Source organism: Levilactobacillus namurensis DSM 19117 (assembly GCF_001434785.1).
Lineage (GTDB): Bacteria > Bacillota > Bacilli > Lactobacillales > Lactobacillaceae > Levilactobacillus > Levilactobacillus namurensis.
This window is the reverse complement of sequence record NZ_AZDT01000041.1, coordinates 1-13,870: the sequence shown is the minus strand read 5'-3', so window position 1 is coordinate 13,870 and position 13,870 is coordinate 1. Positions and strand designations below refer to the sequence as shown.

11 protein-coding genes, 1 pseudogene and 1 CRISPR repeat array are annotated in these 13,870 nt (G+C 47.9%); of the genes and pseudogenes, 8 read left to right on the top strand and 4 right to left on the bottom strand.

Annotated elements, in window-relative coordinates:
- Positions 1–186 precede the first annotated feature (186 nt).
- The gene (locus tag FD30_RS06435) at positions 187–1,041 is read right to left on the bottom strand and encodes an alpha/beta hydrolase (protein WP_056944350.1); all 855 of its coding nucleotides are present in this window, start codon (positions 1,039–1,041) and stop codon (positions 187–189) included.
- 141 nt (positions 1,042–1,182) lie between these two features.
- On the opposite strand from FD30_RS06435, the gene FD30_RS06430 reads away from it, so the two are divergent.
- Genes FD30_RS06430 through FD30_RS06420 form a run of 3 tightly spaced genes read left to right on the top strand, consistent with a single transcriptional unit; the run spans position 1,183 to position 3,036 of the window.
- Positions 1,183–1,554, top strand: coding sequence for a GntR family transcriptional regulator (locus FD30_RS06430; protein ID WP_056944349.1), 372 nt, complete (start codon positions 1,183–1,185; stop codon positions 1,552–1,554).
- A complete protein-coding gene (locus tag FD30_RS06425) occupies positions 1,551–2,273 on the top strand; it encodes an ATP-binding cassette domain-containing protein (RefSeq protein WP_056944348.1) in 723 nt (240 codons plus the stop codon). The genes FD30_RS06430 and FD30_RS06425 overlap by 4 nt, the downstream gene beginning before the upstream one ends.
- Positions 2,260–3,036, top strand: coding sequence for a hypothetical protein (locus tag FD30_RS06420; RefSeq protein WP_056944347.1), 777 nt, complete (start codon positions 2,260–2,262; stop codon positions 3,034–3,036). The genes FD30_RS06425 and FD30_RS06420 overlap by 14 nt, the downstream gene beginning before the upstream one ends.
- A gap of 117 nt (positions 3,037–3,153) precedes the next feature.
- On the opposite strand, the gene FD30_RS06415 is transcribed toward FD30_RS06420, so the two are convergent.
- The 3 genes from FD30_RS06415 to FD30_RS06405 all read right to left on the bottom strand — a co-directional run bounded on the left by FD30_RS06415 (position 3,154) and on the right by FD30_RS06405 (position 5,462).
- Positions 3,154–4,056, bottom strand: coding sequence for a C40 family peptidase (locus tag FD30_RS06415; protein WP_225426514.1), 903 nt, complete (start codon positions 4,054–4,056; stop codon positions 3,154–3,156).
- Positions 4,057–4,294: 238 nt separating this feature from the next.
- On the bottom strand, positions 4,295–5,122 hold the full coding sequence (locus FD30_RS06410; protein ID WP_056944345.1) for a glycosyltransferase family 8 protein: 828 nt from the start codon (positions 5,120–5,122) through the stop codon (positions 4,295–4,297).
- A gap of 142 nt (positions 5,123–5,264) precedes the next feature.
- The gene (locus FD30_RS06405; RefSeq protein WP_056944344.1) at positions 5,265–5,462 is read right to left on the bottom strand and encodes a hypothetical protein; all 198 of its coding nucleotides are present in this window, start codon (positions 5,460–5,462) and stop codon (positions 5,265–5,267) included.
- 474 nt (positions 5,463–5,936) lie between these two features.
- Between FD30_RS06405 and FD30_RS11885 the strand changes: the two genes are divergently transcribed.
- The 5 genes and pseudogenes from FD30_RS11885 (at position 5,937) to csn2 (ending at position 12,603) form a co-directional block, all read left to right on the top strand.
- Positions 5,937–6,023: a type I toxin-antitoxin system Fst family toxin gene (locus tag FD30_RS11885; RefSeq protein WP_107739695.1), complete on the top strand. Its 87-nt coding sequence runs from the start codon at positions 5,937–5,939 to the stop codon at positions 6,021–6,023.
- A gap of 398 nt (positions 6,024–6,421) precedes the next feature.
- Positions 6,422–10,552, top strand: coding sequence for a type II CRISPR RNA-guided endonuclease Cas9 (gene cas9 / locus FD30_RS06400; protein WP_056944343.1), 4,131 nt, complete (start codon positions 6,422–6,424; stop codon positions 10,550–10,552).
- 200 nt (positions 10,553–10,752) lie between these two features.
- Positions 10,753–11,658, top strand: coding sequence for a type II CRISPR-associated endonuclease Cas1 (gene cas1 / locus FD30_RS06395; protein WP_056944342.1), 906 nt, complete (start codon positions 10,753–10,755; stop codon positions 11,656–11,658).
- Positions 11,636–11,941, top strand: coding sequence for a CRISPR-associated endonuclease Cas2 (cas2, locus tag FD30_RS06390; RefSeq protein WP_056944341.1), 306 nt, complete (start codon positions 11,636–11,638; stop codon positions 11,939–11,941). Before cas1 ends, cas2 begins: the two co-directional genes overlap by 23 nt.
- Positions 11,938–12,603 (top strand): annotated as a pseudogene (gene csn2 / locus FD30_RS11785) (type II-A CRISPR-associated protein Csn2). Before cas2 ends, csn2 begins: the two are co-directional and overlap by 4 nt.
- Positions 12,604–12,638: 35 nt before the next feature.
- Positions 12,639–13,532: direct repeats of the CRISPR family, unit length 36 nt; unit sequence GTTTCAAATGAGTGGTAAATCTATAAGGTCAATACC.
- Between the last annotated feature and the right edge of the window lie 338 nt (positions 13,533–13,870).

Below are 13,870 nucleotides of genomic sequence, written 5' to 3'. Positions count from 1 at the left end.
GTTACGTCCGAGAATTATATTATTTCATCTGTCAACTTGACAGGGACTAGTACAACTACTTTGGTTTTACAGAGCTTTTTTAGCTAACAGTGGCCCATTTGGTGCTGAAGATTGACCATAGTCTCCGGGCTGGACTTTCGACGCACGTTAGTTTTTAAGTGCTGTAAGTCTCAAAAAATGAACGGGTTAGGCTTGGATGTAGGCCAAGATATCGCGAAGGGCTTGGTCGGCTTGCCCCTCGCCGTTTAGCGTAAAGCCGTGGTGGACGTTTTGGTAGCGGTGGAGGGTGACCGTACATCCGGCGGCAATTAGAGATTGGCCGAATGCTTCGGCTTCGGGCATTAGGGAATCGTGGTCGGCCGTTAGGATAAAGGTCGGTGGGAAGCCGTGGAGGTCCGTGCTGGTGGCTGTGACGGGGGAAATCAGGGGATTACCAGTCTCACCGTTGGGCCGGTAGTAGGCGTTGAAGGTTTCTGCGAGCTCAGGGGAGATGATGGCCCGGGCACCAGCAGGAAATGGTTTGTCGGCCGGCTTGGTATCTAGGTCTAAGGCGGGGTAGTCGAGGATCACCCGGTCCGCTTTAGGCTGGTTATGCCGCTGAGCCAGGAGTTGCGTCCCAATAGCCAGGTTCCCGCCAGCACTGTGTCCGATGATCGTGGGTGCGCCCAGGGAACGGTACTGAGTCTGCAGGGCTTGGATGACCTGGTACGTGGCCTGTAGGGGCTGGGGGAAAGGATGTTCTGGGGCTAACGGATAGTCGATGTCCAGAACTAGCGCCTGAGTACTGAGACAGAGTTGCTTGGCAAAGAGGTCATCGTAGGCGTTGTGTGGGAAGATAAAGCCACTGCCGTGAAGATTGATGATGACCCGTTGTGCGGGGACAAAGTGGGGTTGGTGCCGGTAGACCGGCACGGCGCCGACACTAGTGGGAATCGTAAGGGTCGTGACCTGCTCACTGGCGCAATCCTGTGGCGTGGGACCGGGTCGCTTGGCTGCCTGTCGTTGTCGGAGCTGTTGCGCAAAATCATGGGGAGTTGTCATGGGTAAAAGACCGCCTTTCAAGTTTTTGCAGATCAGCATAGACCCTGACTGTGGCGAATGTAAAGGGACTTGTGGGTTTTTCGGAATATGCTATAATGTAACAGTGTTATAGATAGATAATACACTTACGAGGTGAACGAGATGCAGTTTGACGATAAGGTCCCAATCTATTACCAGATTGAGAACTATCTGTACCACCAAATCGTAGCAGGAACGCTGCAACCGGGCGCGAAGTTGCCCGCCGTTCGCCAGTTGGCGGTCGACTTGACCGTGAACGTGAATACGGTTCAGCGGGCGTTGACGGAGATGATTCGACAAGAGATCCTGGAATCCCGCCGGGGACGCGGCAACTTTGTCACGCAGGATACGGCCCGCATCACGGCGCTTAAGCACCGACTCATCACAGACTATATTCAGGAACTTTACACCCAGCTACACGCGTTACGGATGGACGACGCGGAAATCGTGGCGGCAGTTCAGCATTACTTACAGACTAGGGGGAATCAGGCGTGAGTCAATACGCGTTAGAGCTAACGGATGTTCGCTACCGAAAGAATCAGCGGACGATTCTGGACCACGTGAATCTACAAATCGCACCGGGCAAAACGGTGGGCCTGTTAGGGGAGAACGGGGCCGGTAAGACCACGCTGATGCGCTTGATCGCCAGCGTAGCCAAGGGGGCGCGGGGAACCATTGCGGTCAACCAGCAGACCCGCGACGTCCAGCGGCGGGCGTTGGTCAGTTTCAGTGAGGGCCTCCAGGGATTCCGCTCGACCCAGAAGTTACGGGAGATTCGGGACTTTTACGTCCGCACCTACCCGGACTTCTCGGCCAAGAAGTACTTAGACTTGGTCACGTTTTTACAAATCGACGATGACCAGCGGCTGGCGACCTTATCTAAGGGGACTCGTGAGAAATTCATCATTGCGTTGACCTTGGCGCGGCAGGCCGCCGTGTACTTACTCGATGAACCGTTCAGTGGCATTGACAGTATGAGCCGTAGACGCATTATCAGCAGTATTATCCAGTGGAAACAGCCGGAAGCGGTGCTGATCATCAGTGACCATTACGTGACGGAAATCGCGGCGTTACTGGATGAGGTGGTCATTCTCAAGGACCGGACGATTTGCACCCATAAACGCAGTGACCAGATTCGGCAGGAGTTTAATCTGGGCATTGAAGCCTTTTACGAAAGTGTCTACGAAGGGAGTATTCCGGATGACGAGCTTTAGACGGTTATTCTATGTGACTTGGCAACCTAAATTCCGCAACGCGAACCACTTGTTGTTCTTCAACTTATTGGCGTTGGTCTTGACCATGCTCTACCAGCTGTGGGAAGTCGGATTCGCCGAATTAGAGATGGTGGGGCCCGTTATCCTGTGGGGCGTGGCGTTCGGTCTGTTGACGTTCGGGTGCCTGACTTGGCGTAGCGAGCGTCTGTTAGTGGCGGATAGCTACCGGTTGTTGCCGGCGGGGGATGCTAAATTATACTTCAGCAACTTGGCATCGTCGTTTGCTATCATGGTGTATTGGGGGCTGATTCAAGCCATCCTGTTGGTCTTGGGGTCGGCCATGAACGGGCGCATCGTCCGCCAGTGGTTCCGCCAAGTCATGCACGTTACCCTGACTGCGCAAGATTGGGCCCAGTTGCAGGTCTACGGGGCCAGTATCGTGGCCTACGGGGCGCTGATTCTGTTGTGGATCTGGGCCTTTCTCACGTTGATTCACTTCGCGACCAACGCCATCAGTGCCTTTATCCCGGGTCGGTCGCAGAAGGTGATCAAGGCACTCTTAGCGGTGGCCCTGACCTGGATCGTGGTGGTCTTCTTGAGTTGGGTCAGCACGATTGAACTGAAATTCTTCCAGATGATTAACAGTACGGAAACGTTTAACTTTGTGTTTGACTTCATCTACCTCGGCTTGGCCGTAGTGGTCGCCAGCTGGCTCAACGTCTATCTGATGCACCGGTGGGTCGAGACGCGACCGGCATCGTAAGATGAGAAGCTGTGCTAGCAACCGATGTTGGGCGCAGGTTAACATTAAAGGGACCGGATCTTACCTAGAATTTAGGTAAGACCCGGTCCCTTTGTGGTTTAGCCGTGAAGTAGGGGCTTAAGGAATGATGTAGTAGCTAGGTTGCCAAGCAGATTGACTGAAGACGCCAATGCCGTCGGTCGGGTTCTGAGCGGCAACGTATTGGCCGTTGCCTAGCGAGATGCCGTCATGGTACGGTGCGCTTTCGGAACCCCAGAAGAGGATGGCACCGGCTGGGGCGTTGGCGACGTCGTAGTGGTGCGTACCCAACTTAGTCTGTTGGTAAGTCGTCCGGGCGCTCAAGCCTAGGGCGTATTGGACCAATCCGGAGCAGTCGAAGCCGGCCATGGAGCTCCCGCCGTAAACGTAGGGAACGTTGCTGTTGGCAATCTTCAACGCCGTCGCGACCCCGCCGCCAGTGCTTACGCTGGGCGTAGTGGTAGTGGATGACGTACTGGATTGCGTGGTGCCGTTAGTTGCGGAATTGGAGGTACCCGTAGTGGTGTGACTCGTGGCGTTGGCCTGGGATTGGGTTCCCGCGTTAGTCGTTGCGGTGTGGTGTTGAGTTGCCGCGCTGGCCGTGGTTGAAGCGGCCGTAGAGGACTGCGTCGCAGCGGTGGAAGACTGGCGCTTAGCCGTGGTCGTCGCCGAGGACTGTTGCTTAGCCGGCGTGCTGGACGATTGTTGAGTCGTTGCACTGGAAGCAGCTGAGGCAGTCGACTGTTTAGGCGTCGTCGCTGGTGCCGTCGATTTGGCTGGTGCGGATGCCGTGGTCGTCGCGCTCTTTTGCGATTGTTTAGCGGTCGTTTGCCCGTCTGGGATCACCAGTTTTTGGTTGATGTAGATTAAGTTGGCGTCGCTGAGCCGGTTAGCTTTAACGATGTCTTGGATGGACACGTGGTGGGTCTGGGAGAAGCCCCAAACCGTGTCGCCAGCTTGAACGTTGACCGTGCTGGCCTGGGCGGTCTGACTGCCGGCCAATAGGAGGGCGGCGGCCCCAAAGGTACTGAGTAGAACTTTCTTCGTCGATGCTTTGATAAAGCGTCACTCCAAATCTAAATAGTTATGGTTTAAGGAACACGTTTTAGTCTAAGCGAAGAATGTCTCATCAAAGTATCAAGGGGATAACAAAGTTAAACGATTTAATGACGGTAGATGTCACGCGATATCAACCCTTTAACCGCCTAATGGTCAGCTTGACGGATGGTTCGGTTGGTAGTCAGTCGACTAATTGTCGGGTTAACTGGTGCTGGTAATGTTTGTACAGCAAGGCGTACTTATCCGTGGTGGTGGGTTGCCAAGGTTTCTTGGTCCCGCAGAAGTGCAGGCACACGGTGTGGGCGATTACCCAGTCCAAGGACCACTTACCCTGGCTGGTGGTCTGGTAGACCAAGTCCTTGCGTACGTCGTAGTTGTAGAGCACGTCAGCGACCGGCTGGATGTCCTTGGCGTAGAGCTTGTTGAGGACGTCTTGGTCGGGTAAGATCAGCACGTTCTTGTGGGACCGAATCACCTCGAAGATTTCCTGAGGGTGGACCTGCTGGCGGGCCCGGGCCAGGTTAATCAGTAGCACGCCGGAGTTGAAGTAGTGGGGCGTGGTGGTGTCCAGTCGGAACTGGTTGAGGGTCCCCGTCAGGTTCAAGAAGTCCGTGTGCATGGCCGCGGCGTAGAGTTGTCCCGTCAGGTCGACTTGGTAGAGGGGCGTCAGGTCGTTGATGACCAGGATATCGGCGTCCAGGTAGAGAATCTTGTCTAGGTCCTGGGGAAGCAGCTCGCTGGCTAGCAACCGGTAGTAGATCGACTTGGGATAACGGTCGGAGACGGGCGCATCGTTGAAGACGGCGTCGTCGACCAGTACCGGGTGGTAGGTCATGTGCCAACGGGCTAGGACGGCCTTGAGATGGGCCGCTTGTTGCAAAGGCTGGTCTTGAAGGACGTAGACGTCGTAGGTGTTGGTGGTTGGGCTATTCCGGAAAATGGAGAAGAGTGTGACCAGCATGTGTTCAGCGAATTTATCGTCAACGGCAAACAGTAGATTTAGGTGCATGGGAAACCTCCTTGTGGAAAAGTAACTACCTCAAGTTTAGCTTACTGCCGTGACCCACGCGAGAATTTTGACCGCACGTGATTTTCCCGTAAAAAGCCCCCGACCACGTGGGGTAGTCGGGGGCAAGAGACGCCAGGTACTCTTAGACTTTTAGAAAGGTGTGCCCAATGGCTAATTTAACGATGGTTTGCAGGGTGTCGAAGTCGCGCTTGTTGAGTAACACGGCGTCGTGAGTGCCGTCGGTTGAAGTTAGGTGGATGGCCTGATGCGTCTGCGCAATCTGTTGCATTAAGGGTTCCAAGTCGCTTTGCGATGATTTGAGAATTGTGGATTTCTTCATGGTGCTGTTACCTCCCGGATTCCATTCAGTGACCCTATTCTAACGTGAAGCACCCTAAATATCATGGGCGGAAGCCTCCACTGGACGGGGATGTGTGGGTGAGGCAACCAACTGGTCAGTTCGGGGCTAAGGGGATGACGACTCAGTTGAGTGCGTTAAAGCGTGTGAAACAAAAGCTCACTTGCTTTTCGGGTGGATAGCAATTGGTTATTGTTGGCTGACAATCAAGGGAAATAACTGGCCTATAAGGTGGGCATGGCTCAATGATTTAAGTAGGATTTGTTGTATGGCGTTTAGAGAAGACTAGTGTAAGGAAGACATTTTTGTCCGATCATCAAATGGTGCAAACTTTTCTTGTCGCTTTTGAATCGAAAGCGTAAAGAGGAGCTACTCTGATTGTCCGGGATGAACTTTTTAAGCATCATTGAAGAATTGCCTAACCCACATCTAGCAACAGTGGGGAGGTAAACTCTTATGTTTCAAAATATTTTTGCACCACTGGTTGTTGGCATCCTGATTGCTTTATTTACGGACTGGTTAGGCCGTAGGCGACACAGGTAGTCTTAGGCGATAACTGACCCCGCCCGTTTATAGTGCTTGTATAGACGTAGAAAAGGCTCTGACTACTGGGATAGTCAGGGCCTTTGGTGAACTCAATGTTTCAAAATATTTTTTTGCGCTTTCAGTGTAGCAGATGTTGAGTGGAAAAGCTAAATTATAGCTTTTGAATTTCGACCATAATGCCTAGTAATTTAGTTATCGTTTTACTAGGTGGTTAGGTGACCTATTTCGTAAAAGAGTCCACTTTTACTGAATGAGGTTCTTAGTATTGGAAATTTAATAGAGAATTTGCACTTATATATCTAAAATACTAGATAAGGGAAAAGAAAAAGAGCTAGAATATGGTTAACAATTTCACTAGTGGTGATAATTGAAGAATTGTGAAAGGGGTTTCTAGAATGGATAAGAAGTATGGCATTGGGTTAGACATCGGAACAAGCTCGATTGGTTGGACCGTAGTTGATAAATACGGCCATATCATCCGGGTTAAGGGCCAAACTGGGATTGGTGTGCGTTTATTCCGTGAAGGACAAACGGCGGCCGAGCGGCGGACTTTTCGGACAACCCGTCGGCGGCTAAGTCGGCGACGGTGGCGGTTGAGATTGTTACGGGAAATTTTTGATGAACCGATTTCTGCTATTGATGAGAATTTTTTTGCTCGGCAGAAGGCTTCTAGCTTAGCTCCTGGAGATGCTCGTTATCAGCAAGCGTTTCAGCTTTTTAACGACCGAACAGACCAGGCATTTTATTGCAAGTATCCGACAATCTATCATTTGCGTCAGGCGTTAATGACGGAGTCACGACAGTTTGATATACGAGAGATTTACCTAGCTCTTCATCAGATTATTAAATATCGGGGCCATTTCCTGTTGGGGGGAGCGGCCAAGGACTTTCAATCAGATAAACTGGACTTAGAGGCCTATTTTACGACGATTAATGCTCAGTTGGCGGGGATTTACTCGGATGGCTCTGTTCAATTGCCTACCTTGGATTGGAATCAGGCTTGCCAAGAACTGACGGACACCAGTCGAACGCAAAGTGACCGAAAAAATTGGCTAGTTAAAGAGCTGAAAAGTTACGGAGATTCTCAGTTAAAGCCAATTTACACGCAAATTGCTAATGCTATTTTAGGATTCAAAACGGATCTTGCTAAAATTATGGGAATTAATGATCCGGAGAAAGCCTTATCATTTAATCTGGATGCCTTGGATGACCATCGAGACGATGTGGCGGAACTTTTAACGGATGAGCAAATTCCACTGGTGAACCTGTTGGCGAAATTACATACAGCATTGGAACTAGCCGCTATTTTACCGGATGGTCAAACTTTGTCAGGCAAAATGGTGGAAATCTATGAAACGCACCGAAAACAATTGAAGACGTACAAGGCGTTTATTCGGCAACTACCAGATCGACAGCAGCGGTTAGCGTTAAAGCAGGCTTATGACCATTATATTGATCAAGGGTTGAATCGAGAGGCCTTTTACAGTGAAGTTAAGGCCATTCTTGAGAAACAGAAACCGTTGACAGCGACAGGACAAGCAATGAAAAAAGCTATGGATCAGAATGCCTTTCTGTTGAAACAGCGAACCAAGACCAATATTGCGATTCCTTATCAGGTTCAGCAACAGGAAATGGACCAGATTATTGCGAATCAGTCTAAGTATTACCCTTGGCTGGCAACGCCTAATCCGGTTAAAAGCCGGCGCGTGATTGCCCCCTATAAACTTGATGAACTGGTTTGTTTTAGAGTGAATTATTATGTGGGGCCTTTGGTTCAGTCCAAACCCGGTGAAGCGACCAAAGAAGCTAAGTTTGCGTGGATGACGCGTAAGGACCCTCAATCAACAGTAGCAATTACCCCCTGGAATTTCGATCAACAGGTGGATCGTCAGGCTTCCGCTAATGCGTTTATTCAACGGATGAAAACGACGGATACTTACCTGCTGGGAGAAGATGTGATTCCAAAAAATAGCTTGTTGTATCAGAAGTATGAAGTACTTAATGAGTTGAACAATGTTCGGGTTAATGGAGATTGGTTGGATCCTCAACGAAAGCAGTATCTGTTCAAAAAGTTATTCATGGATCAACCTCAGTCGGTTGTCACCGTCAAGGCACTACAGAAGACTTTGGTGGTAATTGGGGCATGTCCTACTTTGCCAACTGTGGAAGGATTGGCTAATCCTAAGCGCTTCTTGAGCCAGTTAACCACGTATCATGACTTTTGCAAACTGTTACCGGATGACATCCAGCGTGCAGATCGACAAGCTGATATTGAAAAGATTATCAACTGGTCGACAATTTTCGAAGATACAGCTATCTTTAAGGAAAAGTTACGGGACATTAAATGGTTGTCAGCTGACCAAATTCGTCGGTTAAGTAGTCGACCACGGTATCGCGGTTGGGGGCGGTTCTCAGCTAAATTGTTATGTGGCTTGCATGATCGCCAGGGGAATACGGTAATGGACGAACTGTGGCAGACGAGTCGTAATTTTATGCAAATTATTCGCCAATCCGATTTTCAGACGGCAATTGCTGCGGTGAACCAGCAAGATTTGGGACGGCAAGACCTGCAACGGGTGATTGACGACCTCTACACGTCGCCACAAAATAAAAAGGCCATTCGCCAGGTGCTGGCAGTGGTGACGGATATTCAAAAAGCCATGCACGGGAAGGCGCCTAGCTGGTTATTTGTAGAAGTGGCTAAAGGTGCACAAAAGAACCCACAACGAACGCAATCGCGGCAATCTAAGTTGGCGGAGGCTTATCGAGAAAGTGCGCGTGAACTCGTTGATGAGGCCGTGAAAGAACAATTGTTAACTCTGCCAGATGATCGGCAGACGTTTTCTGATCGACTAGTTTTATATTTCCAGCAAAACGGTCGTGATATTTACACGGGTGAGCCTTTGGACTTTGAACGCCTGAGTAACTATCACATTGACCATATTATTCCCCAGGCGGTCGTCAAGGACGACTCACTGGATAACCGAGTACTAACGTCGAATCAAGCTAATTTGGAAAAAGGAGCGCATGTGCCGACCATATTTCGGGATAAGCAAGAACCGGTCTGGCAGGAGCTGTACCGGGTGGGGTTAATATCACACCGCAAGTTGCGCAACCTCTTAACTACTCCCGATGACTTGGACGACCGGGGGCGGGCAACCGGGTTTATTGCCCGGCAACTCGTTGAGACCCGGCAGGTTATCAAGTTAGTTATGGAAGTTCTGAGTCAGTACTACGATACAACCGAAACCGAGCTAATTTCAATTAAGGCGGGGTTATCGCACCAATTTCGCCAGGAACTGAATCTCCCTAAGTTACGGGCACTAAACGATTACCACCATGCTCAGGATGCCTACTTAGCAGCGAGAATTGGGACGTATTTGCTACAACGCTACCCGAACTTGAAACGCTTTTTCGTCTATGGGGACTTTAAAAAGACGCACTTTGACTTGCAACGACGCTTTAACTTTATTGGTGGCATGATTTCCAGGGAAAAGCAGCCCTATAATCTTATTAAAAATCCCGTCACCCACCAGGTTATTTGGGATGAAGAAATGGAGATTGGTGATTGCCAGAAGAAGAATCCAGAGCAACCGAAACATGACGCTACTGTGAAGATGATGAACTTAACTAAAATTATGAATTTGAAACATATTTTGGTGACCCACGAAGTGTACGAGAATCATGGTGCATTGTTTAATCAAACCATTTATCCCGCCAGCCAAGCACATAAAAAGAAGCTTATTCCGCAGAAGACCGAGAAACCCATTGAACTTTATGGCGGTCATAGTAGTGAACAAGCAGGATACATGGCGATTATTCGGCTACTTGGGAAACGCCCAGGTTATAAAGTTATGCGGGTTCCTGTTCGTTATGTCAGTCAATTACAGCATCAGGATGTAGCAGAGCAGAAAAAGTTACTCTATAAAATTTTCGTTTCGGAATTAACTAGTCGAAACAAGGTTAAGCCGTTTGAGGTCGTTGTACCACACGTTTGTTTAAATCAACCAGTTGAGGATATGATCAAGGGGCAGTGGCACCGCTTTGCTTTAAGAACCAATGGGTATTATCAGAATCAACAGCAGTTAATTCTGTCCTTGGTTGCTCAGCGGACTTTGGCGGGATATAAACCAAAGGATGATGAGTTGATGGCGGTTTATCATGAAATCTGTAAACAGGTCAAATACTACTTCCCACTCTATAAAATGAATAAATTTCAGTCACGGCTATTTGCGGCCGAGGAGCTCTTGCAAAAGCGTTCTACAGTGAATAGCTTTAGTATAACAATAGGGAAAAATGGGAAAGAGAATAAAACACTAAACTTAGGTAAACGTGAGCTCCTGTTGAGGCTGTTAGGTGGGTTGCACGCCAATGCAACCCGAGTCGACTTGAAAGATATTGGTTGTACAGGTCAATTTGGGCAACTTCAAGTGAAGAATGGAATTAAGTTAACTGAACAGGCAGTCCTTATCCATGAGTCACCAACGGGACTATTTCATCGACGGGTTCGTTTGAACGACCTTTAGAAAAAACGACCAAGTCACGAAAAGGTGGCTTGGTCGTTTTAATATGTATGGCACCGATAACGGGCTCACAATGGGAAACTTGATGCTAAAGCATCTTGTTTGATTTCAACTCTGAGTGGTAAATCTATAAGGTCAAACAGGTCAATTTGACCATCTATAATATAGCATGTTTTGGTTGATTCAGCAAGGAGGATGATGTTATGGGATGGCGAACTGTAGTTGTGACACAGCACGCTAAGGTCTCGCTTAGTACGGGAAGCCTAGTTATTCAAACGGATACGGATCGGTTACATGTACCGGTTCGGGATGTTGGTGTTTTGCTAATTCAAACGTTACAGGCTGTGATTACAGCTCATGCGGTCGTTGCACTGGCCGAGGTACAGGCTAAAATTATCTTTACGGGGCGGGATGGGCAACCCATTTGTACGACGAGTGGTGATTATTCGAATGTGCAGTCAACGGTAACGGTGGGAAAGCAGATGACTTGGTCGAAAAGCCGAATTGCGACGTTGTGGACGCGAGTGACTGCGAGCAAACTGCAGAATCAGATACAAGTGGTAGAGTTTGTTGGGGGTGAAACCACATCTCTACGACAGGAACTGGACCAGTTGGAAGTGGGAGACGTGACCAATCGTGAAGCGGTCGTTGCGCGTCGCTATTTTCCACGTTTATTTGGTCAAGACTTTTCTCGTACGGATTTGACACCGGTTAATGCGGCACTTAATTATGGCTATGCAATCCTGTTATCGGCCGTAGACCAAGCGATTTGTACGCGAGGCTACCTGACATGTTGGGGAATTCATCACACTCGTACGGACAATGCGTTCAACTTGGGGTCGGACTTAATGGAACCCTTTCGACCCGTTGTTGATCAGTGGGTATCGCAACAGAAAATCCGTGATTTTACGCCAGATATTAAGTATGGCTTGGTCGACTTATTGAACGTTCAGCTGACGTATAATCACCAAAACACGATTTTACGGAATGCGATTCCTAAGTACGTGGACCAGTGTTTAAATTATTTGGGTGAGGTAACGGATCAGGTACGAATTGAGGTGGCATTACCAAGTGAGGTATCGAGTCATGCGATTAATGGTCATGTTTGATTTGCCAATGGAGACGAGTAAGGAGCGACGGGCGTATCGAAAATTTCGTAAGGCGCTTATTCAGGAAGGGTTCTTTATGATGCAGTATTCCGTTTATGTACGTGTATGTGCTGATTCGAAGGCAGCGGCGGCTATTGAGCGGCGGTTAGCTCACATCGTCCCTACAAACGGATTGGTTCAGACGGTGATGATGACGGAAAAACAGTACCAGGGGATGCACTTTATTGCAGGGAACCCTAAGGAGGATATTTTAAATTCAGCCGAACGGACGGTGATTATATGAAATTGACTTATTATGGCTACCGACCCTTTGACATTGCTTCGGGTAAATTGACGGTGCTGGCGACTGCTGCTCCGAAGATTTATCGTGATTTGGTGATGGGGTTGCGGGATGATACGGAAAGCGTACGGTTAGCAACGGATGATTTCGACTTGCTGAATAATCGACGGGATGCACATTGGTATGGGGATCCCTTGCTAGAAATTGATTTGAACGGTTTATTTCAGCGGAAGTTGCAAGCACAGCTGTTAAAAACGTTATCGAATCAGCAAGTTGTCCAATTAACGGATGATTGGCAGTGACTATTAACTCAAATTCTGGGGACTAGTTATTTGATGGATGTGCCAATGGCTGTTCCAGAAACCCCGGAATTGGTTAAACTAATCAAATTGAGTGGCCTACGATTAGCTGAGGATTCAACGCAAACACCTTATGCTATACTTGAGACGTTAATCAAAACGTTAGAAGAGTTGCATGATCAACGCTTAACGGTTTTGACAAATGTTAGCCATTACTTACAGGTCCCCCAGCTAGAAGCGCTAGGGAAAGTAGTGGCTGAAGCGGATTTACCAGTTATTATCATTGAATTCTCAGAAACTCGACAAGTTAATTACTTTAAGAGTTGCCAGTATTACTACATCGACCGGGATTTTGTTCTATGGTGATTTTAGGTTAGTGATAATTGGATGAGAAAGTAATGGTTTCAAATGAGTGGTAAATCTATAAGGTCAATACCTAGTTGAATCTGCTGGTAACGGTGACTGGGGTTTCAAATGAGTGGTAAATCTATAAGGTCAATACCCGAATTGTTGTTCGGCAATCTTGTAGACGTGTTTCAAATGAGTGGTAAATCTATAAGGTCAATACCGCGACCTTCTGGTTAACGGTCCCTGGCAACGTTTCAAATGAGTGGTAAATCTATAAGGTCAATACCGACTAAGTCCATCACGAAGAAACAACGGTTGTTTCAAATGAGTGGTAAATCTATAAGGTCAATACCTGCAAGAACTACGGGAATTGAGCAACATAAGTTTCAAATGAGTGGTAAATCTATAAGGTCAATACCCGAAATGTCGCAAACGACAAACTTAGAACAGTTTCAAATGAGTGGTAAATCTATAAGGTCAATACCAGTTCTTGAGACTTGGTTACCAGTTGGCTAGTTTCAAATGAGTGGTAAATCTATAAGGTCAATACCACGAACCGTCAGATAGCTTCCTTGGTCAATGTTTCAAATGAGTGGTAAACCTATAAGGTCAATACCTACTGATCGTGGACGACCCCGTTAAGAACCGTTTCAAATGAGTGGTAAATCTATAAGGTCAATACCAGATTGCCGACTTCAAACGGCGACACCCGCGTTTCAAATGAGTGGTAAATCTATAAGGTCAATACCAACCGTAAAGGCGAACGTGGCCCCCGTGGCGTTTCAAATGAGTGGTAAATCTATAAGGTCAATACCTGGGAACGGTTGTTCAGCGCGACAGTGACCGTTTCAAATGAGTGGTAAATCTATAAGGTCAATACCTTAGGGCGCCGGTCCAGGTCTCTGGCTTATGTTTCAAATGAGTGGTAAATCTATAATGTTATCCTTACAATGAACAAAGGTATCATACTGCAGAGTGGTTAATGTTGTTTGCATTGTGCGAAACACGGTTTAATATGTTGGTACAAACTTTTAAAAGAGATAGTTTTAAAATAAATCATACAAAGCGGCTATAGTTTATCCTTATTGAGAAGACAAGGTGACTATAGTTTTCGAAAAGTACTGGTTGTAGCAGTATCGATAGTGGTTATGTTTCGGTGTGCTTTGTCGTTTATTTGGTGAGTGAGTTCGATAATAAGTGGTAAAATTGTTGAATATAGGTTAATGTTTGGGAGATTGCAAGAATTATCCGAACACTTATTAGAACCTCATCTGTTCCCAGAAGA

Coding starts and splice junctions, on each gene's coding strand:
- FD30_RS06435 (WP_056944350.1), bottom strand. CDS start 1,041: ATGACAACTCCCCATGATTTTGCGCAACAGCTCCGACAACGACAGGCA.
- FD30_RS06430 (WP_056944349.1), top strand. CDS start 1,183: ATGCAGTTTGACGATAAGGTCCCAATCTATTACCAGATTGAGAACTAT.
- FD30_RS06420 (WP_056944347.1), top strand. CDS start 2,260: ATGACGAGCTTTAGACGGTTATTCTATGTGACTTGGCAACCTAAATTC.
- FD30_RS06410 (WP_056944345.1), bottom strand. CDS start 5,122: ATGCACCTAAATCTACTGTTTGCCGTTGACGATAAATTCGCTGAACAC.
- FD30_RS06405 (WP_056944344.1), bottom strand. CDS start 5,462: ATGAAGAAATCCACAATTCTCAAATCATCGCAAAGCGACTTGGAACCC.
- FD30_RS11885 (WP_107739695.1), top strand. CDS start 5,937: ATGTTTCAAAATATTTTTGCACCACTGGTTGTTGGCATCCTGATTGCT.
- cas9 (WP_056944343.1), top strand. CDS start 6,422: ATGGATAAGAAGTATGGCATTGGGTTAGACATCGGAACAAGCTCGATT.
- cas1 (WP_056944342.1), top strand. CDS start 10,753: ATGGGATGGCGAACTGTAGTTGTGACACAGCACGCTAAGGTCTCGCTT.
- cas2 (WP_056944341.1), top strand. CDS start 11,636: ATGCGATTAATGGTCATGTTTGATTTGCCAATGGAGACGAGTAAGGAG.